The organism is Pararhizobium sp. (genome assembly GCF_035497515.1).
Lineage (GTDB): Bacteria > Pseudomonadota > Alphaproteobacteria > Rhizobiales > Rhizobiaceae > Pararhizobium.
In genome coordinates, this window is sequence record NZ_DATJDJ010000184.1 from 1 (window position 1) to 24907 (window position 24907).

The 24907-nt window shown below is 61.4% G+C and carries 21 protein-coding genes and 1 riboswitch; of the genes, 10 read left to right on the forward strand and 11 right to left on the reverse strand.

Features of this window, described 5'->3' with window-relative positions; genetic code table 11:
• From VL202_RS19805 to VL202_RS19815, 3 genes are all read right to left on the reverse strand, one after another.
• On the reverse strand, positions 1-727 hold a 727-nt coding region (locus VL202_RS19805; RefSeq protein ID WP_325465796.1), incomplete at its 3' end, for a formyl transferase.
• A 19-nt stretch (positions 728-746) separates the two neighbouring features.
• Entirely contained in the window at positions 747-1388 is a 642-nt protein-coding gene (locus VL202_RS19810; protein ID WP_325465797.1) for an exopolysaccharide biosynthesis protein, read from the reverse strand.
• A 125-nt stretch (positions 1389-1513) separates the two neighbouring features.
• The gene (locus VL202_RS19815; RefSeq protein WP_325465798.1) at positions 1514-2134 is read right to left on the reverse strand and encodes a DUF1638 domain-containing protein; all 621 of its coding nucleotides are present in this window, start codon (positions 2132-2134) and stop codon (positions 1514-1516) included.
• Between the two features lie 37 nt (positions 2135-2171).
• On the opposite strand from VL202_RS19815, the gene VL202_RS19820 reads away from it, so the two are divergent.
• Positions 2172-2330 (forward strand): entericidin, encoded by a 159-nt coding sequence (locus VL202_RS19820; RefSeq protein ID WP_325465799.1) that lies wholly within the window; start codon positions 2172-2174, stop codon positions 2328-2330.
• 77 nt (positions 2331-2407) lie between these two features.
• Here VL202_RS19820 and VL202_RS19825 read toward each other — a convergent pair whose 3' ends face one another.
• A complete protein-coding gene (locus tag VL202_RS19825) occupies positions 2408-3106 on the reverse strand; it encodes a B12-binding domain-containing protein (RefSeq protein WP_325465800.1) in 699 nt (232 codons plus the stop codon).
• A gap of 437 nt (positions 3107-3543) precedes the next feature.
• On the opposite strand from VL202_RS19825, the gene VL202_RS19830 reads away from it, so the two are divergent.
• From VL202_RS19830 to VL202_RS19850, 5 genes are all read left to right on the forward strand, one after another.
• Entirely contained in the window at positions 3544-5115 is a 1572-nt protein-coding gene (locus VL202_RS19830; protein WP_325465801.1) for a trimethylamine methyltransferase family protein, read from the forward strand.
• A gap of 107 nt (positions 5116-5222) precedes the next feature.
• Positions 5223-5927: a ferredoxin gene (locus VL202_RS19835; RefSeq protein ID WP_325465802.1), complete on the forward strand. Its 705-nt coding sequence runs from the start codon at positions 5223-5225 to the stop codon at positions 5925-5927.
• A 64-nt stretch (positions 5928-5991) separates the two neighbouring features.
• Positions 5992-6747, forward strand: a complete 756-nt coding sequence (locus tag VL202_RS19840) for a phosphodiester glycosidase family protein (protein ID WP_325465803.1) — start codon at positions 5992-5994, stop codon at positions 6745-6747.
• A gap of 73 nt (positions 6748-6820) precedes the next feature.
• Positions 6821-7342 carry an RNA polymerase sigma factor gene (locus VL202_RS19845; RefSeq protein WP_325465804.1) on the forward strand — a complete coding sequence of 174 codons (522 nt, stop codon included), beginning with the start codon at positions 6821-6823 and terminating at the stop codon, positions 7340-7342.
• A complete protein-coding gene (locus VL202_RS19850; protein WP_325465805.1) occupies positions 7342-9450 on the forward strand; it encodes a VWA domain-containing protein in 2109 nt (702 codons plus the stop codon). Before VL202_RS19845 ends, VL202_RS19850 begins: the two co-directional genes overlap by 1 nt.
• A 77-nt stretch (positions 9451-9527) precedes the next feature.
• On the opposite strand, the gene VL202_RS19855 is transcribed toward VL202_RS19850, so the two are convergent.
• The 7 genes from VL202_RS19855 to VL202_RS19885 all read right to left on the reverse strand — a co-directional run bounded on the left by VL202_RS19855 (position 9528) and on the right by VL202_RS19885 (position 16874).
• Complete coding sequence (locus VL202_RS19855; protein ID WP_325465806.1) at positions 9528-9869, reverse strand: hypothetical protein; 342 nt, start codon at positions 9867-9869, stop codon at positions 9528-9530.
• A gap of 226 nt (positions 9870-10095) precedes the next feature.
• The gene (gene bmt / locus VL202_RS19860; RefSeq protein ID WP_325465807.1) at positions 10096-11112 is read right to left on the reverse strand and encodes a betaine--homocysteine S-methyltransferase; all 1017 of its coding nucleotides are present in this window, start codon (positions 11110-11112) and stop codon (positions 10096-10098) included.
• 75 nt (positions 11113-11187) lie between these two features.
• On the reverse strand, positions 11188-12537 hold the full coding sequence (locus VL202_RS19865) for an O-antigen ligase (protein WP_325465808.1): 1350 nt from the start codon (positions 12535-12537) through the stop codon (positions 11188-11190).
• A 153-nt stretch (positions 12538-12690) separates the two neighbouring features.
• The gene (locus tag VL202_RS19870; RefSeq protein ID WP_325465809.1) at positions 12691-13743 is read right to left on the reverse strand and encodes a glycine betaine/L-proline ABC transporter ATP-binding protein; all 1053 of its coding nucleotides are present in this window, start codon (positions 13741-13743) and stop codon (positions 12691-12693) included.
• On the reverse strand, positions 13736-14647 hold the full coding sequence (locus VL202_RS19875) for a proline/glycine betaine ABC transporter permease (RefSeq protein WP_325465810.1): 912 nt from the start codon (positions 14645-14647) through the stop codon (positions 13736-13738). The genes VL202_RS19870 and VL202_RS19875 overlap by 8 nt, the downstream gene beginning before the upstream one ends.
• A 322-nt stretch (positions 14648-14969) precedes the next feature.
• Entirely contained in the window at positions 14970-15968 is a 999-nt protein-coding gene (locus VL202_RS19880) for an ABC transporter substrate-binding protein (protein ID WP_325465811.1), read from the reverse strand.
• A gap of 762 nt (positions 15969-16730) precedes the next feature.
• Positions 16731-16874: a hypothetical protein gene (locus tag VL202_RS19885; protein ID WP_325465812.1), complete on the reverse strand. Its 144-nt coding sequence runs from the start codon at positions 16872-16874 to the stop codon at positions 16731-16733.
• A 245-nt stretch (positions 16875-17119) separates the two neighbouring features.
• Here VL202_RS19885 and VL202_RS19890 point away from each other — a divergent pair, with 245 nt between their 5' ends.
• The 4 genes from VL202_RS19890 (at position 17120) to cobN (ending at position 24876) form a co-directional block, all read left to right on the forward strand.
• On the forward strand, positions 17120-18574 hold the full coding sequence (locus VL202_RS19890; protein WP_325465813.1) for a cobyric acid synthase: 1455 nt from the start codon (positions 17120-17122) through the stop codon (positions 18572-18574).
• Between the two features lie 97 nt (positions 18575-18671).
• Positions 18672-19039: riboswitch (cobalamin riboswitch) on the forward strand.
• Between the two features lie 158 nt (positions 19040-19197).
• Positions 19198-19737, forward strand: a complete 540-nt coding sequence (gene cobU / locus VL202_RS19895) for a bifunctional adenosylcobinamide kinase/adenosylcobinamide-phosphate guanylyltransferase (protein WP_325465814.1) — start codon at positions 19198-19200, stop codon at positions 19735-19737.
• Positions 19738-19740: 3 nt separating this feature from the next.
• Entirely contained in the window at positions 19741-20805 is a 1065-nt protein-coding gene (gene cobW, locus VL202_RS19900; RefSeq protein WP_325465815.1) for a cobalamin biosynthesis protein CobW, read from the forward strand.
• 222 nt (positions 20806-21027) lie between these two features.
• Entirely contained in the window at positions 21028-24876 is a 3849-nt protein-coding gene (cobN, locus tag VL202_RS19905; protein WP_325465816.1) for a cobaltochelatase subunit CobN, read from the forward strand.
• Positions 24877-24907: the final 31 nt, after the last annotated feature.

Here is a 24907-nt window from a genome sequence, read left to right on the forward strand (position 1 = left end):
GATGATACCACTGTCGCGAAGTGCCGTTTGTCGTCAACGGTTTGAGCGCTCCGGAGAGGGCGTCGTCGACGGCCTTGACGACGATATCGGTGGAGGCCGCCGTCTGCAGCAGCGGATAGGTGTGCATCGTGTCGCTTTTCGACGGTTTCATGCGTGTCTGATAGAGAATGCCGCCGGTATCCACGCCGGCATCGACGAGATGCACGGTCGCGCCGAAATTCTCTTCGTCGTCCTCGACCCGCGCCCAGTAACCACCCATCAGGCCGCGATATTGCGGGTTGATGCCGGCATGGAAATTGATGACGGGGCAGGGCATGGCGGCCAGTGTCGCCGGCGACAACATGCGGCAACTGACGAGAAGGATGACGGACGGCAGGAGGGCGTGAATGTGCCGGATCGCCTGCTGGCTGTTGATCGATTCGATGGATGTCGTCGGGATTGACGGGGCGATGCGGTCGCTCACGCCGTAGTCGCGGATGATGTCGTCGGCGCGTTGCTCTGTAAACCGCTTGCCCAGCCGTGAGGCGATCATCGTCGCCAATTGCCCGATGGCGGTGATCCAGCCGAGCTTGCGGGCGCGTCGCTTGACGAAGGTGGCTTTGGATTCCTGCTGTTCCTGCAACACGGCGACGTCGCCAAAGCGCGCTGCCACGGCATTGATGAGGATCTGCGGATTTCTGCCGCCGGCGGTGACGACGAGGATTATTTTGTTGGCGGCTGGCGTCATGCTCGACACTGTTCCGGCCCTAGAAAATAAAGGTCAGGAGCGCGCCGGCGGCCAGCACCACTGCGCCTGCGACGGCAAGCGAGACGATACCGATCAGGGCGCCGGCAGCAAGACCCAATCCGTCCCGCTCCGTATGGGCAAAGCCGATGACGGCGAGTGCGAAAGCGGGCAGCCAGTTGCCGAAAGGAATTGGCAGGAAGATGACGATGGCGAGGATCAGCGCAAGGAGCCCGACCAGGCGTTCGGCAAGCCGGCTGCCAAGAAACCAGGCACGGGGCCGGACCAGCGTTTCGGCACGCTGGAGCCAGGGCGAGATGCGGTTGACGAAAACGAAGAATGTGGCGTTTTCGAAGGCGTAGTCGCCCATGCGCCTGGGCAGCCAGATGCGGGGGCGGCGCGAGGCGAACATCTGCCAGGCAACGAAGATCAGTGGCAGGCCAAGGATGAAGGTGGCGCCCGGCGGCAGCGGAATGAGATTGGGCAGGGCGAAGACGACGAGAAAGGCGCCGAAGGAGCGGTCCTCCATGGCGACGGCGAGATCGCGGAGCGTGATTTTCGGACCGGCATTAAGGGCGAGGTTGCGCAGAAGCTGTGAAAGCTGCTGCGGATGCGCGTGTGCCGCCGTTGCCGGTGAAATCCCCGCCGCGAAAGTGTCCGTCATCCCCGTCGTCCTTTTGTTATGTTTGTAGGACGGAGTGTGGGGCTGAGCCCTTACGATGGGCTTAATCAAATGCGCCTGTCGGAGCAAACTGGGCTCAAGGCTAACAGATCGTTGCTTGCGGCCGACTACGCCTGCAGCAGCGCCGGTGTCAGATCGCCATAGCCGGTGAAACGGTATTGGTATTCAAGACCAAGCGTTTGCGCCGCCTTCTTCGCTTTTTCCTGCAGCTTTTCATCCTCGACCTGCGAGAGATAAACGAGCTTTTTGTAATGGCCGAAATACATGTCACGCAGTTCCGGATGCCTGTCGAGGCCGAGCGGTTCGATCACGAAGGCCTCGAATTGGCGGGCGAGGAAGTCGGTCAGGAAAAACGAGGTGAAATCGTCGTCCCAGCCGGCCTGGAAGGCATCGTTGCCGGCGAAGAAGGAAAAACAGTGCGGCCCGGCGATCCGTTCCACCTTTTCCTCTTCACAGAGCTTGTCGAGCAGGCCGCCGGTGCCGCAATCGGCATAGGCGACGAAGATGCGGCCAAATCCTTCGGCGCGGGCCTTGTCGATCGCCGCCTTCAGGCCAGGCGTGATCTTGTCCGGCGTGTTGTGCCAGATGGCGGGAAGACAGGTCAGGTCGATGTGGCCGAGCTTGTTGACCTCACAGACGGCAAGGATTTCGCGGGCGATGGCGCCACAACCGATGATGTGAACTTTTTCTGCTTTCGCGCGTTCCATAGCCGAAGATCTTTCTTCCACGTCAATCTACCCGTCAAAAGTGTAAGGAATCCAGTCCATGACAGCAAAGACAATCGCCACGATCGGTATCGTTCTGTTCTCGATCACGACACTCGCCTCTTGCGGCAACACCATTCGCGGCATGGGCCAGGATGCAGCCAACACGGTGGACGCAACGCAGGATGCCGGCCGCAAGGTCGATCGCGCCGCCAACTGACGGCTTTTCCAACATATAAGAAAACCGGCCCCGCGTTTCATCAGCGCAGCCGGTTTTCTATGCCCAAATTCGTTGGATCAGGCGCCGGACAGCTGGTTGTGCTTGCGCGTCATGTATTCCTTGGCCGTTTCAACGGCTACGGCGGCGTCGCGGCAATAGGCGTCGGCACCGACGGCCTTGCCGAACTCCTCATTCAGGGGCGCGCCGCCAACCAGAACGATATAGTCGTCGCGCATGCCCTTCTCTTTCATCGTGTCGATCACGACCTTCATGTAAGGCATGGTTGTCGTCAGAAGCGCGGACATGCCGAGGATATCGGGCTTTTCGCGTTCGATGGCGTCCAGATAGTTTTCGACCGGGTTGTTGATACCCAGATCGATGACGTCGAAACCGGCGCCTTCCATCATCATGCCGACGAGGTTCTTGCCGATGTCATGGATGTCGCCCTTGACGGTGCCGATCACGACCTTGCCCTGCTTCGGCGCGCCGGTGGCGGCAAGCAGCGGCCGCAGGATGGACATGCCAGCCTTCATCGCGTTGGCGGAGAGAAGAACTTCCGGAACGAACAGGATGCCATCGCGGAAATCGACGCCGACGATGCGCATGCCCTCGACCAGCGCCTGTGTCAGCACGTCGTACGGTGCCCAGCCACGCTTCAAGAGGATGTTCGTGCCATCCTCGATCTCTTCCTTCAAGCCGTCATAGAGGTCGTCGTGCATCTGCTGCACGAGCTCGTCGTCGGAAAGATCCTCGAGAATGATTTCGTCGTCTGCCATGATAGGTTTCCTCGGTTCCAGGCGGTGTCAGGTCTATGCCTCCCGACGCACGCACTATACTTAGCTTTGTTGTTTCCAAAAGCTCTTTTCGAAAGCGACGTCGCATGCGATGAAAAACGACGGTCATGCGATCGCGCCAAGTGGTCTTACAGCGCCGTGCGTCAAATATGACGCGCGAAGGTCGCTGTAACGCTCTAGTTATGCAGTAGCAAAAACAATAGATTATATGCCGTTCCGGGACGAAGATATGCTATCGGGTCGGCGTGGAACAGGGAGCGCGCCGATGAGCGTCGCGGGCGGAACATTGCGTTGGCGTCGCATGAAGGCAATCGTGTTCGAGTTGCGCCACCCGTTGGCGCATTGAGAACCGTTCGGATGCGAAGGCTTGCTAGCATAGGTCCAGCATTGCGCAGACGAGGCGCGGGAGAGGATAAGACATGACTGAGTTGACGGAACAGACGGAAGAGACCGGTGGCCGCCGTTCGCGTGGCGAAGGCCGGGGCGCCGCTGCACGGCGCGCCTCACGCACCGGTGGCGGTGCTGCACCTTCCTTGCCCAATATCACCCGCAGGATTCGCGAATATGAAGTGCTGGACGAGGAAGGCCTGGCGCTGATCGAGGCCAATGCCGACATCATCCTGGAAGAAATCGGCATCGAGTTCCGCGACGACGCCGAAGCACTGGAACTATGGAAGCAGGCGGGCGCCGACGTGCGCGGCCAGCGCGTGCATTTTCCCAAGGGTCTCTGCCGTGAACTGCTGAAGACCGCGCCGAAGGAATTCACCTGGCATGCGCGCAATCCCGAGCGCAATGTCCATATCGGCGGAAAGGCAACCGTGTTTGCGCCGGTCTATGGCCCTCCCTTCGTGCGTGACCTCGAAGGCGTGCGCCGCTATGCGACGATCGAGGATTTTCGCAATTTCGTGAAACTCGCCTATATGGCGCCGTCGATGCATTCGTCTGGCGGCACGGTCTGCGAACCGGTCGATGTGCCGGTCAACAAGCGCCATCTCGACATGGTCTACAGCCACATCAAATATTCCGACAAGCCGTTCATGGGCTCGGTCACCGCGCCCGAGCGTGCCGAAGACACGATCGCCATGGCCAAGCTCGTCTTCGGCGATGATTTCGTCGAAAACAACTGCGTGACGCTGAACCTGATCAACGCCAATTCGCCGATGGTGTTTGACGAGACCATGCTCGGCGCGCTGAAGGTCTATGCCCGCCACAACCAGGCCTGCGTGGTGTCTCCCTTTATCCTGTCCGGCGCCATGAGCCCGGTGACGGTCACCGGCACGCTGACGCAGATCCTCGCTGAAGTGCTCGCCGGTGCGTCCTTTACCCAGCTCATCCGCAAGGGCGCACCCGTCCTGTTCGGTACGTTCGCCGCCTCGATCTCGATGCAGTCGGGTGCTCCGACTTTCGGGACACCGGAGCCGTCGCTGGTGTCCTACGGTGCGGCCCAGCTTGCCCGCCGTCTCGGCCTGCCGTTCCGTACCGGTGGTTCGCTCTGTGGCTCCAAGGTTCCGGATGCGCAGGCAGCCCATGAATCGGCCAACACGCTGAACATGACGCTGCTCGCCGGCACCAATTTTGTCCTGCACGCCGCCGGCTGGCTGGAGGGCGGTCTGGTATCGTCCTACGAAAAGTTCATGATCGACCAGGATCAACTCGGCATGATGCAGAAAATGGCTGAAGGCATCGATCTCTCGGAAAGCGCCCAGGCGCTTGACGCGATCCGTGAAGTCGGCCCTGGCAGCCATTATCTCGGCTGCGCCCATACCCAGGCGAACTTCCAGACAGCCTTCTATCGTTCGGCTCTCGCCGACAACAATTCCTTCGAACAATGGGAAATCGAAGGTGAAAAGCGTGTCGAGCAGCGTGCCAACGCGCTGGCCCGCAGCTGGCTCGAACATTACGAGCGCCCGCCGCTCGACGCCGCCATTGACGCTGCCCTTCTCGACTTCATCGCCAGGAAGAAGGATTCGATGCCCGACGCCTTCACTTGAAGAGAGCCCGAACAAGCCAGGGAGCAAGGCGGAGCGGCGCAGGTAGCAGACTTCATCCAGAAGGAAGTCTGGCGCCCACATTATGACAGGCAGGGACCGAAACCAAAATGACCGGTCCCGTGGCATCCCATTTCGATGTCTTGAATGAACTTCGTGCCGCGCTTGCGCCGCACGGAGTTTTTTTGCGCGGTGTCGTCAATTTTTCGGAAGGTGATGTCGCGCCATTGTTGCGGGACGGGACCTCTGCCGGCAGCGTCGTATTGCTGGGGAATGTCGGCGGCTCGATCTGGCCGGCGTTTGACCGCTGGCGGGCAGTCATGCCGGACAGGGGTGGCGACAATCCACTCGATGACTGGTCGAAGGCGGTGATCGAGCCGGTCGCACATCTGTTCGGTGCGACGGCCTATTTCCCGTCCGATCCGCCCTGGCAGCCGTTCCAGCAATGGGCGATGCGGGCCGAAGGACTGAAAGCCTCGCCGCTCGGCATTCTTATCCACCCGGTCTATGGGCTCTGGCACGGCTATCGCGGCGCGCTGGGCTTTGACCGTCCTCTGGACGCGCACTCGCCGTTGTCGGGTCGCCATCCCTGTGATCACTGTCCGGACAAGCCCTGTCTCTCGACGTGTCCCGCCGAGGCCGTCCCATCGTCCGGATTCCAGTTGAGGTCCTGCCGCACGCATCTGAAAACCAAGGCCGGACAAGCGGGCTGCATGCAAGGCGGCTGTCTGGCTCGGAATGCCTGTCCTGTCGGTATCGATTATCGCTATTCGGCAGAGCAACTGCGCTTTCATATGGCTGCCCTGACTTTGTAGATTTTCCGCCCCGATTTCGCTTTTGTCGCATGACAAATCGAGGGAAATTGGAGAAGGGTGGACTATGTTTCGTTCCCTGTGCATCGGGCTGGCCATGGCTGCATTTCTACCCTTCGCTGACTCGGCCGTTGCCGCCTGCCGCAGGGTGACGCATCTGACTCAGGATTATGCTGTCTGCGGCTTCGATCCCGCGACGAGCGATATCCGCATCCACCACCGCGGCCGTGACGGGTTGCCCTATGGCGGTTTCGAAAATCTCGCACGGGATCTTCGGCAGGAGGGGGAATATCTGGAATTCGCCATGAACGGCGGCATGTACGAATCCGATCTGACTTCGGTCGGCCTGTTGGTGACGGATGGCGTCGAGCGCAAGCCGATCGACCGGGGGCACAGCTGGGGCAATTTCTACCTGAAGCCCAATGGCGTATTTTTTCTGAAAGGAGACCGGGCGGGCGTGCTGGAAACCGAAGCCTATATGGATGCCGATCCGCATCCGGATTTCGCCACGCAATCAGGGCCGATGCTGGTCATCGACGGCGCCCTTCATCCGGCCTTCCTGCCGCAGAGCGACAGCCTGCAGATACGAAACGGCGTCGGGGTGGATAGCGCTGGCAAGGTCGCCTTCGTCATTTCGCTGGAGCCGGTTCGCTTCCATGATTTCGCGACCCTGTTCCGCGATCAGCTCGATTGCGCCAATGCACTCTTTCTCGATGGCTCGATTTCCAGCCTGTTTGCGCCGGGGCTCGATCGTTATGACAGCATCCATCCGATGGGGGCGATCATCGCGGTGACTCGGAAAATGCCGGGCTTCCAAAAATAATTTCAAACCCGGCCCAAGGATCGGGCGGGACCGAACGTCTTAATATCAGTTGCAATCAATCCGGGCGGAAGACTTGGACGAGGATCTGATCGACAAAGCGCAGCGAGGCGACCGAAACGCCTTCGGACTGCTGATGGAGCGTCACTATGATTTCGTGCATGCCGTCGCCTGGCGTTGGTCCGGCAATGTCAGCGATGCGGAAGATATCGCCCAGACGGTCTGCCTCAAGCTCGCCAGCGCCATTCGCGGGTTTCGCGGCACCAGCCGGTTTCGCACCTGGCTCTATACGCTGACCTTGAATGCGGCCCGCGATCACCAGCGCAGCCGGTCGCGGGAGCGGCGAAACGCCGCAAACTTTCTCGCCGACCCGACAAGCGGCGCCGCCAACGACAATCACGACCAGACGGAGGCGCTCTGGGAGGCGGTTCGGCAATTGCCGGACAAGCAGGGCGACGCGGTGCTGCTCGTCTACGGCGAGGGGCTATCCCATTCCGCGGCGGCCGATGTGATGGGATGTTCGGAGGCGACCGTGTCCTGGCATGTGCATGAAGCCCGCAAACGCTTGAAAATCCTGCTTGGCAGGGAGACGATGTGATGACCGACGATCTGAACAGACTTGGCAGCATGACCCCGCCGGCACCGTCGCAGGCCGCACGCGAACGCGCCATGGCGCTTGCCATGCAGGCTTTCGACGATGCCGAAAATAATTCCAAGGCCACCCAAGGAACCGCCGGCGCCCGACGTCAAAGCTCCATAATCAACTGGCTATGGAGCCCCGTCATGAACAGGAAATTTCTCGCAGGTTCGGCACTTGCCACCCTTCTCGTCGTTCCCGCCGCCTTCCTCACGCTCGAACTGACGCGAGGCGGGTTGCCAGTCGATACGGGGGGGCAGCAGATTGAGGTCGCCGGCAAGGACGGGCCGAAGGTGGCAAAGAAGGAAGATCTGTCGAAGCCGAAGGCCGATACGGTGGCCGACAACAAGACCGTCGCGCAGCCATCCGGCGGGCTTGCCCAAGGTGCGGATTCGCAAGCGCTACCAGAGCCGACAGCTCACGTCAGGACGGATGGCGGCGCCGCATCGAGCAAGGCGGCGCCAGGAATGGCGCAACAGGAATCGGAAGCAGACGAAGCAGCGAGCCCCGCGCGGCGGATGCAATTTGTCGCGCCGCCTTCCACTGTCGCAACGGAATCGCTGGTTGGCGGCTCGGTCGCCGAGATCATGCCGTCACCAATCCCGATGCCGCAGGACACGATCGCCCAGCCGGAAGAAAATCGTGACCGGTTCACCTCCGCCGACACGAACCCGGTCAAATCGGTCGCCACCGATCCGGTCTCCACATTCTCGGCCGATGTCGACACGGCGTCCTATTCGTTCGTGCGCAAGTCGCTGATGGCGGGGCGGATGCCGGATCGCGATAGCGTGCGCGTCGAGGAGATGATCAATTATTTTCCCTATGACTGGGCGGGGTCGGAGAGCAAGGAACAGCCGTTCAAGGCGACGGTCACCGTCCTGCCGACGCCGTGGAATGCCCATACGCGGCTGATGCATGTGGGGATCAAGGGCTACGACGTTGCGCCGGCGACGGCGCCGCGCGCCAATCTCGTCTTCCTGATCGATGTTTCCGGCTCGATGGACGAGCAGGACAAGTTGCCGCTCCTCAAAAGCGCCTTCCGCCTTCTGGTCGAAAAGCTGAAGCCGGAGGACACCGTTTCCATCGTTACCTATGCGGGTGATGCCGGGGTCGTGCTGGAGCCGACGGCGATCAAGGACAAGGCGAAGATCCTGTCGGCGATCGACACGCTGCAGCCGGGCGGATCGACCGCCGGGGCGCAGGGGCTGGAAGCTGCCTATGATCTCGCCCAGCGCGCTTTCGTCAAGGGCGGCATCAACCGGGTGATGCTGGCGACCGACGGCGATTTCAACGTCGGCCCGTCGAGCGACGAGGAATTGAAGACCACGATCGAGGCGAAGCGCAAGAGCGGCATCTTCCTCTCCGTGCTCGGTTTCGGCCGGGGCAACTACAACGACGCGCTGATGCAGACACTGGCGCAGAACGGCAATGGCACGGCCGCCTATATCGACACGCTGGCCGAGGCGCAGAAATCGCTGGTGGAAGAGGCGGGCTCGGCGCTCTTCCCGATCGCCAAGGACGTCAAGTTCCAGGTCGAGTTCAATCCGCAGCAGGTCGCCGAATACCGGCTGATCGGCTACGAGACCCGGGCTCTGAAACGGCAAGATTTCAACAATGACAAGGTGGATGCCGGCGATATCGGCTCCGGCCACCGGGTCACCGCGATCTACGAGATCACCCCGAAGGGCAGCCCCGCCGTTCTCAACGACGATCTTCGTTACGGCAAGAAGCCGGCTGAGGCTGCGGACACACCGGCCGCCGCCAACGGCGAATTCGCTTTCCTGAAGATCCGTTACAAGCAGCCGGATAGCGATACCAGCAAGCTGATCACGACACCGGTGACCGAGACCAATGCCCTGCCATCGCTTGACGCGGCAAGCCAGGACATCCGCTTCTCGGTCGCAGTCGCCGCCTTCGGGCAGAAGCTGCGCGGCACGGATGCGGCTTCAGCCTATCCCTACGGCTCGATCCTCGATCTTGCATCTGGCGCGCGCGGTGAGGATGCCTATGGCTATCGCGCGGAATTCCTGAACTTGGTCCGTCTCGCCAAGAGCCTTGGCGGCGAATAGGCGCGGTCGTCCTCAAAACGAAACGCCCTCCGTGAAAGTGAACGGAGAGCGTTTCGTTTGTCGCAGAATATCGTGGGTCAGGCCTTCGGATAGGCCTTTTCCAGTCCGCCGGACCGCACGAGCCCGGCCCGGAAGGCTGCGTAAGCCGCATGCTGACCGGATTTCGCGGCTTCCATCAGCCGGATCTGCAGGCGGGCAGGGGCATTGGCGCCCAGCCATTCGCCAAGCTTCTCCAGCTTCAGCGAGTTGAGCAGGCGAGACGCCGCGGCGAGGTCGAGGTGACGGTAAAGGCCCTCGACCAGATTTTCATCCTGTGCGGCGTTTTCCATCAGCAGAAGCAGGTAGGATCGCTCGCTCTCGCCGAGTGTCGACAGCCTGGCTGCGACCGAATCGCGGTCCGGGAATGTGGCGCCGTTCATGAGTGCTCCTTTGTCCTTCGCGGCGGGCGGATGGGACCGAAATGCCGGACTTCACCCACACCATTTGTGTCAGTCCTGTAAGAGACGATGCTGGAGCAAAACTGGCGTGGGGCCCTTCAACGGCCTGGAACAGGCCTTGCTGTATTGGGTCTCGGTTTATGCATGAACGGCTGGAAGCAAGAAGCTTCCAGCCGTTCATCTTATCCGGATGTCTCATTCTCGCTCGTCAGCGACGGCGGCTGCCACGTTCGCGGGCCGGTGCCGAGGGGCCTTCATTGGCGGTCTTGTTGCGCATCGGGCCAATGCGCTGGATGATTGTTTCGACCGACGGACGTTCGCCCGGCGTATAGGTGTCGAGTGCCACGCGCATCGCGGCCAGATGCTCGCACGACGTTCCGCAGCAGCCACCGATGATCTTGGCGCCGGCATCGCGGGCAAGGCGGGCATAGTCGGCCATCAGCGGCGGTGTGCCGGAATAATAGATTTCCGAGCCGCGGAATTCCGGAATGCCGCAATTGCCCTTGACGATGATGGCTGCCGACGGATTGGCGGCGGTCATGTCAAGCAGCGAGGAGAGGATGTCGGAAGCGCCGACGCCGCAATTGGCACCGGTCGCGACAGGGCCGTCGCCGATGTCCTGGCCGACGGCGAACATGTCCTTCGGGTGCAGGCCCATCATGGTCTTGCCGGCCGTGTCGAAGGAGCCGGTATAGACGTAGGGCAGGCCGACTTTCACCGCTGCTTCCGCCGCAGCCCGGATTTCATCGGGGGCCGACATGGTTTCGATCCAGGCAACTTCCGCGCCGCCATCCTTCAGGCCTTCGATCTGTTCGACGAAGGCGGCGACGGCGTCCTCGTAGCTCATCGCACCGAGCGGAATCAGCAGTTCACCGGTCGGGCCGACGGAACCCGCCGTAATCACCTTGCGCGGTGCGGCGTCCGCGACCGCACGCGCAATCTCGGCGGCGCGCTTGTTGAGATCGTAGACGCGGTCCTGCGCCTGATGCAGCTTGAGGCGATGGCGCGTGCCGCCGAACGAATTGGTGAGGATGATGTCCGCCCCCGCATCGACGAAATCCTGGTGCAGCTTGGTGATGTTGTCCGGCTTGCTTTCGTTCCAGAGTTCCGGCGCTTCACCGGCTTCCAGCCCCATCGCGAACAGCGATGTGCCGGTGGCGCCGTCTGCAAGCAGCACGCCCTTTTCGGCGAGAAGGTCGGAAAGCGGATTGGCGTGAACGGTCATGGCAGTTCCTGATTCAAACGAGTTATACAATGATATAAAGATATCCTTATGTGATTGCAATAACCTTGGCTTGGATCAGCGCGGCACGCGTACGGCCATTCGCGCCACGAGCCCCAACCCGAAGACGGCAAGTGCCGTCAAAAGCCACATCGGATCCGCCCGGTTGAGGAAGAAGCTCTCCATCATGCCGTTATAGGTCATGAAGATGATCACCATGACGCAGAAATCGGCGAAATGCCGGCTCTGCGCTTGCCGGTTCGCGCGCAGATAATCGTAGAAGGGCTTGACGAACAGCATCAGGATGATGATGACGCCGCCCGGCAGGCCGAATGTCAGCACGGCATCGAGATAGCTGTTGTGGCCCGAGACGATGCCGCGCACGTCCCAGTTCGCCTCGAAATTGGCTTCCATTCCACGGATGACCGGCGACAGCCAGAAACTGGCATAACCATGCCCGAACCACAGATGGTGCGGAAGGCTGGCACTGGCGAATTTCCAGATGTCGTCGCGGCCGGTGAATGTCGAATCTTCCAACAACATCGAAGTGATCGACAGGAATGTGTCGGAATAGATTGTGCCGAGCGTCAGGCAGAAGATGAGGATGGTGAAGATGAAATGGGCCAGCACCATCAAGCCGGGCTTGGCGATGGCGCGGCCGCCGAGCACCAGCATGATCGCCAGCGGCAGGAAGCCGATCGTCGTTTTCGAGCCCGTGTGCAGAACGAAGTTCGCCGCGAGAAGGGCGATGAGCGCTCCGCGCCATGTCGCACCGGCGCGCAAGCAATAGATGCCGAACATGCACAGCACGGAGAAAACGGGTGCCGTGACGTTCTTGTGGATCAGGTGACCTTTCCAGAACCCGGCATGCCAGGGCTCTCCACCGCTCGCCGAATGGATCGCCCTGTCCGGGGCGATGACCAGCGCCGCATAGTTGATCAAGAGGAGGAACAGAATCGCATTTGCCCCGGCATTGACGAAATCCGTCTCGCTGCGCGGCAGGACCAGGACGCCGGCGACGAGAATCATGGCGATCAGGCTGAGCATCAGTCCGCGCGCCGACGCGGTCGGGTCGTAGGATTGCAGGCAGGACAGGAAGGCGATGGCAAAGATGACGATCCAGCTTGGCGACACCACCCGCTTCAAAACCCGCTTGTCGACCACCAGCAGCATGGCGAAAAGATAGATGCCGCCAAGGCCGAGATAACCAATCTGGTTGATAATGTTGCCGTCGTTGGCCGCGCTCGTCTCCGTATCGTGCGGGTTGGGAAACGGCATCAATGTCAGCGCGATCAGAAAGAGGCCGGCGCCGGACAGGAAGGCGGCGAGGCTCGGCATGATCCGGGTCGTCAGCAGGCTATCCCCGGGCAGGGGAGGAACGGCAAGGCGGTGATAATCCCGCGAGGCTGTCGAAGCGTGACGTTGCATGGGACCGGCCGGATTGAAGAAAAGACTGCGCGCCACCGCCTAGGGGCGGTTCCGTTACCATGCCCTGTCGTGGTTAATCCCGCGTGAATTCCGCTGTGCAAACGAAAAAAGCGCCCGTCGCCGGGCGCTTTCCTGATAGGCGTCGGCCTCGGATCATTCCGCGGCCTGAGGTATCTTTTCATGACTGATTGGCGTGACCATGGCGGCGATGATCGTGCCGAGGTCGATCGAGCCGATCGCGCGGCCGTTGTTGTCAACGACATGCGCGATGCTTTGGTTGGACACCGTCATCAGGCGGGCGGCGCTTTCGAGCACCGTTCCGACGACGATCGGCGTGCCTTCCGGATTGCCCGATAGCGGCTTCATGATCGTTTCGACATTGATGACGCGACCGCGGTTCACTTCCTTGACGAAAGCCGTGATGTACTCGTCCGACGGCTTCAGGACGATTTCCTGGCCGGTGCCCTGCTGGATCACCTTGCCGTCGCGCAGGATGGCGATCTTGTCGCCAAGGCGAAGGGCTTCGTCGAGATCGTGGGTGATGAACACCACGGTCTTCTTCAGTTCCTTCTGCAGGTCGAGCAGAACAGTCTGCATGTCGACGCGGATCAGCGGGTCGAGCGCCGAATAGGCCTCGTCCATCAGCAGGATGTCGGCATCGTTGGTCAGCGCACGGGCGAGACCAACGCGCTGCTGCATGCCGCCCGACAGCTGGTTGGGGTAGTGTTTTTCAAACCCCTTGAGCCCGACGCGTTCGATCCAGCCCTGCGCCCGCTTGCGGCTTTCCGCATCCGGAACGCCCTGGATTTCCAGGCCGTAGATCGTGTTCTCGATAATCGTGCGGTGCGGCAAAAGCGCGAACTTCTGGAACACCATCGCCGTCTTGTGGCGGCGGAACTCGCGAAGGTCGTTCTCGTTCATCTTGCAGACGTCGACACCGTCATAGAGCACTTCGCCCGAGGTCGGATCGATCAGCCGGTTGATGTGACGGATCAGCGTCGATTTGCCGGAGCCCGACAGCCCCATGACGACCATGACGCCACCGGCGGGCATGGAGATATTGATGTCCTGGAGCCCAAGCACATGGCCGTGCTTCTCGTTGAGTTCACCCTTGCCCATGCCGGCCTTGACCTGATCGACGAACTCGCGTCCGCGCGGGCCGAAGATCTTGTAGAGGCTTTTCACCTCGATTGCATGACTAGCCATGGATCACCTCCGAATGCTTCTGCAGCCGCCTGCCGTAGGCCTGGCTGGTCCGGTCAAAAATGATGGCGATCGCAACGAGCGCGAAGCCGTTCAGGAAGCCGACGGTGAAGAACTGGTTGTTGATCGCCTGCAGAACGTTGCGGCCGAGACCGCCGACGCCGACCATCGAGGCGACCACGACCATGGCCAGCGACATCATGATCGTCTGGTTGATGCCGGCCATGATGGTTGGGAGAGCCAGCGGGATCTGCACGTTCTTCAGTCGTTGCCATTGCGACGACCCGAAGGCGTCGGCAGCTTCCAGCACTTCCTTGTCGACGAGCCGGATACCGAGATTGGTCAGGCGGATCATCGGCGGTACTGCATAGATGACGACGGCGATCAGGCCCGGCACCTTGCCGATGCCGAAGATCATGACGACGGGGATGAGGTAGACGAAGCTCGGCATCGTCTGCATGACGTCGAGAATCGGATTGATGATCGATTGCGCCCGCTCCGAACGTGCCATCAGGATGCCGATCGGAATGCCGATCAGGATGGCGATCAGCGTGCAGACCGTAACCATCGCCAGCGTGATCATCGTGTCGTTCCACAGGCCGACGAGACCGATGGCGACCATCGACAGGGCGGTGCCGATCGTGATGCGGATGTTGCGGCTGCCGTAATAGACGATCGCGACCATCAGGGCCAGGATGACGATCCATGGTGAATTGACGAAAAGATTTTCGAGAAAATTCAAGAATACCTGGAGCGGCTGAACCAGGACATCGATCGCGTTGGTGTAGGCGCGAACAAGTCCCTTGAAGCCGTCATCGACGCTCTTGCGCACGACGCGGATGGTTGTTTCATCGATAGCCGGAAATTTACAAAGCAGATCTGGTAAGAAACTGCATACTGACGCCATGTCGTTCCCCTTTTTAAACCGGAAATTTTATAGGCCGGCTGCGTCACCAAACTGAGTCGATCAGTTCCAGCGCAGACTTTTGACTGGTCTCTACGGACCCCGGCATGATGATGCGTTGCGCATTTGCGAATAGTCGCGACTTCACGCCTTTGGCATGAAACGCCGGAAACGGTGCTTACCTCCCGTCCCCGGCGGAAATCTCGCAGGTTCCTGTCGCAACCACTTTGTTGTTTGCGACCTGGACAGGCTTCTGCGCATTGCACTTATATCCAGAGGCAAAAAAGCAGCGGGCCTTGCGGACCGCTGCCTCCGTCATGAAGGCTTAGAGAGCGGCCTTGACCTTCTCTGCGACGTCCGGGGCAACCCACTTCGTCCACATATCCGGGAAGTTTTCCAGGAAGTACTTGGCGGCATCTTCGTTGGTGCCCTGGTTTTCATCCATCCAGGCCAAAACCTTGTTGACCGTGCCGTTGTCCCAGTTGCGTGCCTTGACATAGTCCATGGCAACGCTTGCCTTTTCGGAGAATGCCTTGGTGACGACCGTGAAGACGTCCGAGGTCGGGTAGGAGTTGACCTTCGGGTTCGGGCAGTCCGGAACGGCTGTGCAGGCATCCCAATCAGCCTTGTCATGCTCGACGCCGAACGACAGGCGCGTCATTTCGTATTTGCCGAGGATGGCGGTCGGAGCCCAGTAATAGCCGAGCCAGCCCTTCTGTGCGCTGAAGGCGTTGGAGATCGACCCATCGAGGCCGGCAGCCGAGCCGGTATCGACAAGCGTGAAGCCTAAATCTTCGGCCTTCAGGGCCTTGTAGAGGTTTGCGGTCGAAACCTGGCAGTTCCAGCCCGACGGGCAGTTGATGACGGCTGCCTTGGACGGATCTTCCGGAGCCGGGAACAGTTCGGGGTGCTTCAGCGCATCCTGAACCGTCTTGATATCCGGATGAGCGTCGGCGAGGAACTTCGGAATCCACCAGCCTTCGACACCACCCTCGTTGAGGATCTTGGCGGCCTCGATCAGGCGACCTTCCTTGATGGCGGCGTCGAGCGGGGTGCGCACGGCATTGACCCACATTTCCGGAGCCATGTCCGGCTGGCCCTTTTCGTTCATCGAGGTGAAGGTCGGCATGGTGTCGCCGGTTACCAGGGTGACGGTGCAGCCATAGCCATTTTCAAGGATAAATTTATCCACTTGCGCGGCAACGCCGGCCGATGCCCAGTTCATTTCCGCGATGCTGACTTCGCCGCATTCGGCGGCCGAAGCCGAGCCGGCGAGTGCGTAGACACCGGCGGCGATGATGGTGGAAGCGAGGAGCTTCTTCATGTTTAAGACCTCCCAGTCTTATTGCAGCCATAAATCTTTGGGTCGACCAGGGCACTGCACCCCCGGGGAACCCGATTGTTCAGGTCGAAGCAGGCCGGGGGTCTTGGAGGCAAGGCCATTCTTTCATCCCCGCTGCGACGGCGTCAGATTTTTTTTGGCCAGGCACGTTGCTGGCCATCCCTCTTTTTACCGTTGAAGGCAGCGTAAGTGTTCCTTCGCAGAAATCAACCTCCGGAATTGTCTTAACGTGGCCGGCGGCGCACTGAAGGGCACAAAAACGCACGCGCAAGCTGTTGAATTTTAATGAGGCGGGTAACGACTTCGTGCAAAAGCATCGCTTGGCGGCTGCATTTTAGGGCTGGTTCACAAAGGTGCCCGAAGGCCCGTTTTGTCGTAGACAGATTCTGTTCCGTATGCGCCGTCGGGAGCCTTTTTCGTCGCGATGAAAAAAAGTGAAAAAAAAGACGAATTCATCTTTGGTTAAGCTCTCGATAACCATCCGGTAACCCATCTCAAGCTAATTGTTTTCCTGCGACAGGCATCCTGTTGCCCACCCGGATCAGGTTCTGCGTCCCGGGCTGGAGCGATCTCCGGGTGTTTGCCGGGGTGGCCATGCGTCTATTGTGGCAAGCCGCACAGTCCTTAAATGGACTGGTGCGGTTTTCGCGTTTGAAGGGGGAATTCAGCCGTTTGCACATCAGGACGCAAAAAAACCGCGCCACTTGCGAGGCGCGGTCTCAATAATCTGTCTGGGAGATCGTATCAGCCGACGCTGCGTGTGCGGACGAAGCCGAGCGGGCCGAAAGGCGCCGACATCACGATGTTGCGCTCGCGCGACTGGTTTGCCGGAACAACCGAGTTCCATGCGATCTGGACGAAATTTGGCTTGCTGAAGATGAACAACATCGGACTTGACCTTGGGAGTGGAGCGACCCTTCGCTCCTTGTTTGATGGCGCCGATATACGCTTCCTGTGGCGCAAAGCAACCAGCGTTTTTGTCACGCCATGTCGCTTTCTGGATAGTTCGATACCAAAGCCGCACAAGCCTTGCCGCAGTGCGAAACAGTGCGTGATCGCACTCGCCAAAACGCGGCTGAAATGCGGCGAGATATGGCTTTTCCTGTGCGGGGCGTGATGCTACACGATGCGCCATGACAAAGACGATCATGCTTCAGGGAACCGGCTCCGATGTCGGAAAAACGGTACTCGTGGCGGGGCTCTGCCGTGTCGCATCCAATCGCGGCCTGAAGGTTGCGCCGTTCAAGCCGCAGAATATGTCGAACAATGCCGCCGTCTCGGATGACGGTGGCGAGATCGGCCGTGCCCAATGGCTGCAATCTATGGCGGCGCGCATCCCGTCCTCGGTCCATATGAACCCGGTCCTCCTCAAGCCGCAATCGGAGACGGGCAGCCAGATCGTCGTCCAGGGCAAGGTGGCGGGACAGGCGAGGGGACGGGACTACCAGGCGCTGAAACCGAAGCTCATGGGCGCGGTGATGGAAAGCTTCGAGACGATCCGCGCCGGGACCGATCTGGTCGTGGTCGAAGGGGCGGGATCGCCGGCAGAGATCAACCTACGGGCGGGCGACATCGCCAATATGGGCTTTGCCACTCGTGCCGGCGTGCCGGTTGTGCTGGTCGGCGACATCGATCGCGGCGGCGTCATCGCCTCGCTCGTCGGCACGCACACGATCCTGCCTGCCGAGGATCGCGCGATGATCAGAGGTTATATCATCAACAAGTTCCGGGGCGACGTGTCGCTTTTCGACGATGGTATCGCTGCCGTCGGCGGGTTTACCGGCTGGCCCTGCTTCGGTGTCGTTCCGTGGCTGAAAAGTGCCGGCCGCCTGCCGGCAGAGGATTCCGTCGTTCTGGAGAAGCTGGCGCGCGGCGGCGGCAGGGCCTTGAAGGTCGCGGTCCCGGTTCTGTCGCGCATCGCCAATTTCGACGATCTCGATCCGCTTGCCGCCGAACCGGAAGTCGATCTCGTCTTCGTGCGCCCCGGCGACCGCATTCCGGCGGATGCGGGGCTGGTGGTCATTCCCGGCTCGAAAGCGACGATCGCCGACCTCGCGGATTTTCGCGCTCAAGGCTGGGACCGGGACTTGCAGGCGCATGCGCGCCGGGGCGGCCGCGTCATCGGCATTTGCGGCGGCTACCAGATGCTCGGCGAGCGTGTCACCGACCCCGACGGCATCGAGGGCCATGTGCGCGAGATCGAGGGCCTGGGCCTGCTGGCGGTCGAAACGGTCATGGCGCCGGAAAAGACCGTGCGCAACAGCAGCGCCCGCTCGACGGTTTATGACGTCGCGCTCGAAGGCTATGAAATCCATCTCGGCCGCACGACCGGCAGCGATTGCGCCCGCCCGGCGGTGATCATCGACGGCCGTGCCGACGGCGCCGTATCCGCCGACGGCATGATCAGCGGTACCTACCTGCACGGCCTCTTTACCAGCGACGCCTACCGGGCGGCGCTGCTCAGGAGTTTTGGTATTGAGGACGGCGGTCTCAACTATCGGCAGTCCGTCGATCGGGCGTTGGACGATGTCGCAGCGGAACTGGAGACCGTTCTCGACCCGAAATGGCTCGACGGATTGATGTCATGATGATCGGGGATATCCCGGTGGGCGCATTGTCGCATAGGGCCATTTTCGACCATGTCCCGGCAGGGGGCTCCGATTGACAGGGTTCAGCCAAGCGCCTAATCATCGATCATTGGATGGTTCCCGATATGCCGGTGCATGTCGGGAGTAAATGGGAATGTGACGGGATGGACCCAAGCCGGGCATCCTTATCGCAGCCGACCCCGCGACTGTAGAACGGTCAGGGTTCGCCATTCGGGAAAACCCTCCTTCCGGACGGGCCGCATCGGGTGGTCGCGGGAGGAACGGTCCAACCGGAAAAGCCACTGGAGTGTCATTGCGATCAGCCGGGGCCGGACGCCTCTACATCTACGAATCGTCCACCTCATCGCAAGGAAATCAACTCCGGGAAGGCGAGGCGAACCCGTTCGTGCCTTTCAGGCACGTGACGCCGTGAGCCAGGAGACCTGCCACCCACAAGGGTATCGTACCCGAACCAGGGAGAGAGACTCCCGATGCCAGCACGGAGGTTGTCATGGCTTCATCGAACCGTTCCCTGAACGGCATATCCTGTATTTTTTTGCCGACCACCGTGTGGTCGTCTGTCATGTTCGTGCATTCCGCCGCAGCCTAGCCGGGATTCTCTCATGACATCGACACAGTCAGGGCCTGGACTGGCAGGACCCGTGCTGGTCCTCGGCGGCGCCCGCTCCGGAAAGTCGACCTTTGCCGAAAAACTCGTCGTCACGTCGGGTCTCGCCATGCATTACGTCGCGACCGGGAGGGCCTGGGATGGCGAGATGCAGGCAAGGATAAACGAGCATCGCGACAGGCGCGGGCCAGACTGGGTGACCCATGAGGAGCCGCTCGATCTCGTCGCCTGCCTGTCGGCGATCGACGCGCCGGAGCGGATCGTTCTCATCGATTGCCTCACCCTGTGGGTGACCAACCTGATGATGGAAGACCGCGACATGGCGACAGAATTCGAAAGGCTTGCGGCCTACCTGCCGCAGGCGAAAGCCCGCCTGGTATTCGTTTCGAACGAGGTCGGGCTGGGTATCGTGCCGGAAAACCGGATGGCGCGCGATTTTCGCGACCATGCCGGCCGGCTGCACCAGAACGTTGCGGAGAAATCCGCTGAAGTCTATTTTATCGCGGCCGGATTGCCGCTGAAAATGAAGGGTTGATCCATGACCACCGCAAAGTCCGCTCACGGCAAGATCCCGGCAACCGTCATCACCGGCTTTCTCGGCGCCGGCAAGACGACGATGATCCGCAACATCCTCCAGAACGCCGAAGGCCGCCGTATCGCGCTGATCATCAACGAGTTCGGCGACCTCGGCGTCGATGGCGACGTGTTGAAGGGCTGCGGCGCGGACGCCTGCACTGAGGACGATATCATCGAGCTGACCAATGGCTGCATCTGCTGCACCGTCGCCGACGACTTCATCCCGACCATGACGAAGCTTTTGGAGCGCGACAACCGCCCGGACCACATCGTCATCGAAACCTCGGGCCTCGCCTTGCCGCAGCCGCTGATCGCCGCCTTCAATTGGCCGGATATCCGTACCCAGGTCACCGTCGATGGTGTCATCACCGTCGTCGATAGCGCCGCCGTCGCCGCCGGGCGTTTTGCCGATGATCACGACAAGGTCGATGCGTTGCGCGTCGAGGACGACAATCTCGATCACGAAAGCCCGATCGAGGAGCTTTTCGAGGATCAGTTGACCGCTGCCGACCTGATCATCCTCAACAAGACCGATCTTCTCGATTCGACCGGCCTTGCCTTCGTGCGCAACGAGGTTTCTTCGCGCACCAGCCGCAAGCCGGCGATGATCGAAGCCAGGAACGGCGAAGTCTCCGCCGCCGTCCTGCTCGGCCTTGGCGTCGGTACCGAAAACGACATCGCCAACCGCAAGTCCCATCACGAGATGGAGCATGAGGCAGGCGAGGAGCATGACCATGACGAGTTCGACAGCTTCGTCGTCGAGCTCGGCGCAATCGCCGATCCCGCCGCCTTCATAGAAAAGCTGAAGCCGGTCATCGCCGAACATGACGTGCTGCGCCTCAAGGGTTTTGCCGACGTTCCCGGCAAGCCGATGCGCCTGCTGATCCAGGGCGTCGGCAGCCGCATCGACCAGTATTTCGACCGTGCCTGGGCCACCGGCGAAGTCCGCCGCACCCGCCTCGTCGTCATCGGCCTGCACGACATGGACGAAGCGGCGGTTCGGGCTGCGATTGCCGCGGCGGTTTGAGGGTATTTTGACTGGGCTCGAGAATTTCCTCTCCCCAACCCCTCCCCACAAGCGGGAGGGGCTCAACCTGCGTTTGCCGGCCCTCCTTTATCCAGCGTCTGCCGTCACGAAATGCGCGTTGTTCGCTTTAGACTGGTTCGCCCGGAAGGTGCGGCAGTCTAGCCCCGCCCGCTTGTGGGGAGGGGTTGGCGAGGGGTCTTATTCCCTTGCACGGAGGTCTTCATGCATCTTCTTCTAGCCCAGAAGGGCACGATCACGGATGGCGAGGAGGCGATCGATCTTGGTCAGTCGCCGGCCGATATCCTGTTCCTGTCGGCCGCTGACACCGAATTGTCGTCGATCGCGTCAGCGCATCGGACGCGGGGCGGCATGAGCCTGCGCGTGGCGAGCCTGCTGACGCTCAAGCATCCGATGTCGGTGGATACCTATGTCGAGCGCACCGGGCGCCATGCCAAGCTGATCATCGTGCGTGCGCTCGGCGGCGCCAGCTATTTCCAATATGTGCTGGAAGCGCTGCACGCGGCGGCCGTGACGCACAGATTCCAGATCGCCGTACTGCCGGGCTACGACAAACCGGATCCGGGACTTGAACCATTCTCGACCGTGTCCGCCGAAGACCGCAATCAGATGTGGGCCTATTTCACCGAGGGCGGGGCCGACAACATGGGTCGACTGCTGGCCTATGGCGAGGCGCTGGTCGATGGCACGGAAAAGCCGGAACAGGCGGCCCCCCTGATGAAGGCGGGTATCTGGTGGCCGGGGCAGGGCGTGATCGGAGTGGATATTTGGAGGAAGACGGTTGGCCTGTCACGCGCCGACGCCTTCCCCCCCTCTGCCCTGACGGAGGGGGGTAAAGGTTCCGCGAACAACAGGCCGACCGTTGCCCTCTGCTTCTACCGGGCCCTTGTGCAGAGCGGCGAAACGAAACCGGTCGAAGCCCTCATCGAGGCGCTGGCATCTGAAGGCATGACCGTTTTGCCGGTGTTTGTTTCCAGCCTTAAGGATGCCGTGTCGATCGGCACGCTGGAAGCCGTTTTCGGCGAGGTTCCGCCTGATGTCGTGATGAATGCGACGAGCTTTGCGGTCTCGGCGCCTGGCGCCGATCGCCAACCGACCGTGCTGGAAATCACCGATGCGCCAGTGCTGCAGGTGATCTTCTCCGGATCGTCGCGAGCTGCCTGGGAAGCGTCGCCGCAGGGCCTCATGGCCCGCGATCTGGCGATGAACGTGGCGCTGCCGGAAGTCGATGGCCGTATCCTGTCGCGTGCCGTGTCCTTCAAGGCGGCCGCCGTATACGACACGGCGGTCGAGGCGAATATCGTCGGTCACGAGCCTCTGCCGGATCGCGTCGCGTTCACCGCGAAACTCGCCGCCAACTGGGCGCGGTTGCGCCGGACGATGCCGCGTGACCGTCGCGTCGCGATCGTCATGGCAAACTACCCGAACCGCGACGGGCGGCTCGGCAATGGCGTCGGTCTCGACACGCCGGCCGGCACGGTCGAAGTCATGAATGCCATGGCGGCGAACGGCTATGTCGTCGATGGCATTCCAGTCGATGGCGATGCGCTTATTTCATATTTGATGGCAGGCCCGACCAATTCGGCGCGCAGCGATTGCGAGACACGCGAGACGTTTTCCCTGAGTCGATACAAGGACTTCCTCGCGTCTCTTCCGGTTCAGATTCAGAATCAGGTCACCAAGCGCTGGGGCCTGCCTGAAAGCGATCCGTTTTTCCGCGACGGTCATTTCGCGCTGCCGCTGACACGCTTTGGCGAAACACTGGTCGGCATCCAGCCGGCGCGCGGATATAATATCGATCCGAAGGAAACCTATCATTCTCCGGATCTCGTGCCGCCGCACGGTTATCTCGCCTTCTACGCCTTTCTGCGCCAGGAGTTCGGCGCGCATGCGATCATCCACATGGGCAAGCACGGCAATCTGGAATGGCTGCCGGGCAAGTCGCTGGCATTGTCGCAGACCTGTTACCCGGAAGCCGTTTTCGGCGCCATGCCGCATCTCTACCCCTTCATCGTCAATGATCCCGGCGAAGGGACACAGGCCAAGCGCCGCACCAGCGCCGTGATCATCGATCACCTGACGCCACCGCTGACGCGCGCCGAATCCTACGGTCCGCTCAAGGACCTGGAGGCACTGGTCGACGAATATTATGATGCCGCCGGCGGCGATCCCAGGCGATTGCGGCTGCTCAGCAAGCAGATCCTCGAACTCGTCCGCGACATCGGCCTCGACCATGATGCCGGCATTGCCGGAACCGACGGCGAGGACAAGGCGCTGGAAAAACTCGATGCCTATCTCTGCGACCTGAAGGAACTGCAGATCCGCGACGGCCTGCATGTGTTCGGCGTGGCGCCGGAAGGCCGCCTGCTGACGGACCTGACGGTCGCTCTTGCGCGTGTTCCGCGCGGGCAGGGCGAGGGCGGTGATCAGAGCCTGCAGCGGGCGATCGCGGCAGATGGGGGGCTAGGGCTTGCTGTCGGCCGGGCCGACGTCTCGCCCACAAGGGGGGAAAACAACCTGGAACGCTCCTTCGACCCGCTCGATTGCGTCCCCTCCGACCCATGGACCGGCCCCAAGCCTGCCGTCCTTGCCGACCTTACAGACGCACCGTGGCGGACGGCGGGCGATGCCGTCGAGCGGATCGAACTGCTGGCGGGCAGGCTGGTTTGCGGCGATCTGCCGTGCCCTGAGGGCTGGGACGCGACGCGCGCAGTCCTGCATGAGGTCGAAACCCGCCTCAAGCCGTCGATCACCCAATCCGGTCCTGCGGAGATTGCTGCCCTGATGACCGGCCTCGACGGACGTTTTGTCGCTCCCGGGCCGTCCGGGGCGCCGACGCGGGGGCGGCCGGATGTCTTGCCCACGGGCCGCAATTTCTATTCCGTCGACAGCCGCGCGGTGCCGACGCCGGCCGCTTTCGAACTCGGCAAGAAATCGGCCGAACTGCTGATCCGGCGCTACCTGCAGGATCACGGCGACTGGCCGACATCCTTTGGACTGACGGCCTGGGGCACCTCGAACATGCGCACCGGCGGCGACGACATTGCACAGGCGATGGCGCTGATCGGCACGAAGCCGGTCTGGGATATGATGTCGCGCCGGGTGACCGGATACGAAATCGTGCCGCTCGCCGTGCTCGGGCGTCCGCGCGTCGATGTCACGCTGCGCATTTCCGGGTTCTTTCGTGATGCGTTTCCCGAGCAGATCGCTTTGTTCGACGCGGCGATCCGCGCGATCGGCGCACTCGATGAGGACGATGCCGACAACATGATCGCCGCCCGGATGCGGGCGGAGGCGGCGCGACTGGTGGCTGCCGGTATCGATGTGAAGGATGCGCAGCGGCGGGCCTCATACCGCGTCTTTGGCGCCAAGCCGGGTGCCTATGGTGCCGGCCTGCAGGCGCTGATCGACGAGAAGGGCTGGGAAAACCGGGCCGATCTTGCCGAGGCCTATCTCACCTGGGGAAGCTATGCCTATGGCGCGGGCGAGGATGGCACGGCCGAGCGCGGCCTCTTGGAAGCGCGGTTGAAGACTGTCGAGGCCGTCGTCCAGAACCAGGACAACCGCGAGCACGACCTGCTCGACAGCGACGACTATTACCAGTTCGAGGGTGGTATGAGCCTTGCCGTCGAACAGGCCACAGGTACGCGTCCGGCGATCTATCACAATGATCACTCCCGCCCTGAAAAACCGGTGATCCGCTCGCTCGAAGAGGAGATCGGCCGGATCGTGCGCGGCCGCGTCGTCAATCCGAAATGGATCGAGGGTGTCATGCGCCACGGTTACAAGGGTGCTTTCGAGATGGCAGCGACGGTCGATTACATGTTCGCCTTCGCGGCGACGACCGGCGCAGTGCGCGATCATCATTTCGAGGCCGTCTATCAGGCCTATGTGCTGGACGAGCGCGTGCGCCGGTTCATGGAGGAGAAAAACCCGGCGGCGCTGCGAGAAATGACCGACAAGCTGATGGAGGCGATCGATCGCGGCTTCTGGTCGCCGCGCTCCAACTCGGCCCGGTTCGAGCTTCAGCGCTTTTCGGCGGCGGCGGAATAGACCGGTATCGCGACACGGAAACATTCGAAAT

Coding starts and splice junctions, on each gene's coding strand:
- VL202_RS19810 (WP_325465797.1), bottom strand. CDS start 1,388: ATGACGGACACTTTCGCGGCGGGGATTTCACCGGCAACGGCGGCACAC.
- VL202_RS19820 (WP_325465799.1), top strand. CDS start 2,172: ATGACAGCAAAGACAATCGCCACGATCGGTATCGTTCTGTTCTCGATC.
- VL202_RS19825 (WP_325465800.1), bottom strand. CDS start 3,106: ATGGCAGACGACGAAATCATTCTCGAGGATCTTTCCGACGACGAGCTC.
- VL202_RS19830 (WP_325465801.1), top strand. CDS start 3,544: ATGACTGAGTTGACGGAACAGACGGAAGAGACCGGTGGCCGCCGTTCG.
- VL202_RS19835 (WP_325465802.1), top strand. CDS start 5,223: ATGACCGGTCCCGTGGCATCCCATTTCGATGTCTTGAATGAACTTCGT.
- VL202_RS19840 (WP_325465803.1), top strand. CDS start 5,992: ATGTTTCGTTCCCTGTGCATCGGGCTGGCCATGGCTGCATTTCTACCC.
- VL202_RS19850 (WP_325465805.1), top strand. CDS start 7,342: ATGACCGACGATCTGAACAGACTTGGCAGCATGACCCCGCCGGCACCG.
- VL202_RS19855 (WP_325465806.1), bottom strand. CDS start 9,869: ATGAACGGCGCCACATTCCCGGACCGCGATTCGGTCGCAGCCAGGCTG.
- bmt (WP_325465807.1), bottom strand. CDS start 11,112: ATGACCGTTCACGCCAATCCGCTTTCCGACCTTCTCGCCGAAAAGGGC.
- VL202_RS19865 (WP_325465808.1), bottom strand. CDS start 12,537: ATGCAACGTCACGCTTCGACAGCCTCGCGGGATTATCACCGCCTTGCC.
- VL202_RS19870 (WP_325465809.1), bottom strand. CDS start 13,743: ATGGCTAGTCATGCAATCGAGGTGAAAAGCCTCTACAAGATCTTCGGC.
- VL202_RS19875 (WP_325465810.1), bottom strand. CDS start 14,647: ATGGCGTCAGTATGCAGTTTCTTACCAGATCTGCTTTGTAAATTTCCG.
- VL202_RS19880 (WP_325465811.1), bottom strand. CDS start 15,968: ATGAAGAAGCTCCTCGCTTCCACCATCATCGCCGCCGGTGTCTACGCA.
- VL202_RS19885 (WP_325465812.1), bottom strand. CDS start 16,874: ATGTTGTTCATCTTCAGCAAGCCAAATTTCGTCCAGATCGCATGGAAC.
- VL202_RS19890 (WP_325465813.1), top strand. CDS start 17,120: ATGACAAAGACGATCATGCTTCAGGGAACCGGCTCCGATGTCGGAAAA.
- cobU (WP_325465814.1), top strand. CDS start 19,198: ATGACATCGACACAGTCAGGGCCTGGACTGGCAGGACCCGTGCTGGTC.
- cobW (WP_325465815.1), top strand. CDS start 19,741: ATGACCACCGCAAAGTCCGCTCACGGCAAGATCCCGGCAACCGTCATC.
- cobN (WP_325465816.1), top strand. CDS start 21,028: ATGCATCTTCTTCTAGCCCAGAAGGGCACGATCACGGATGGCGAGGAG.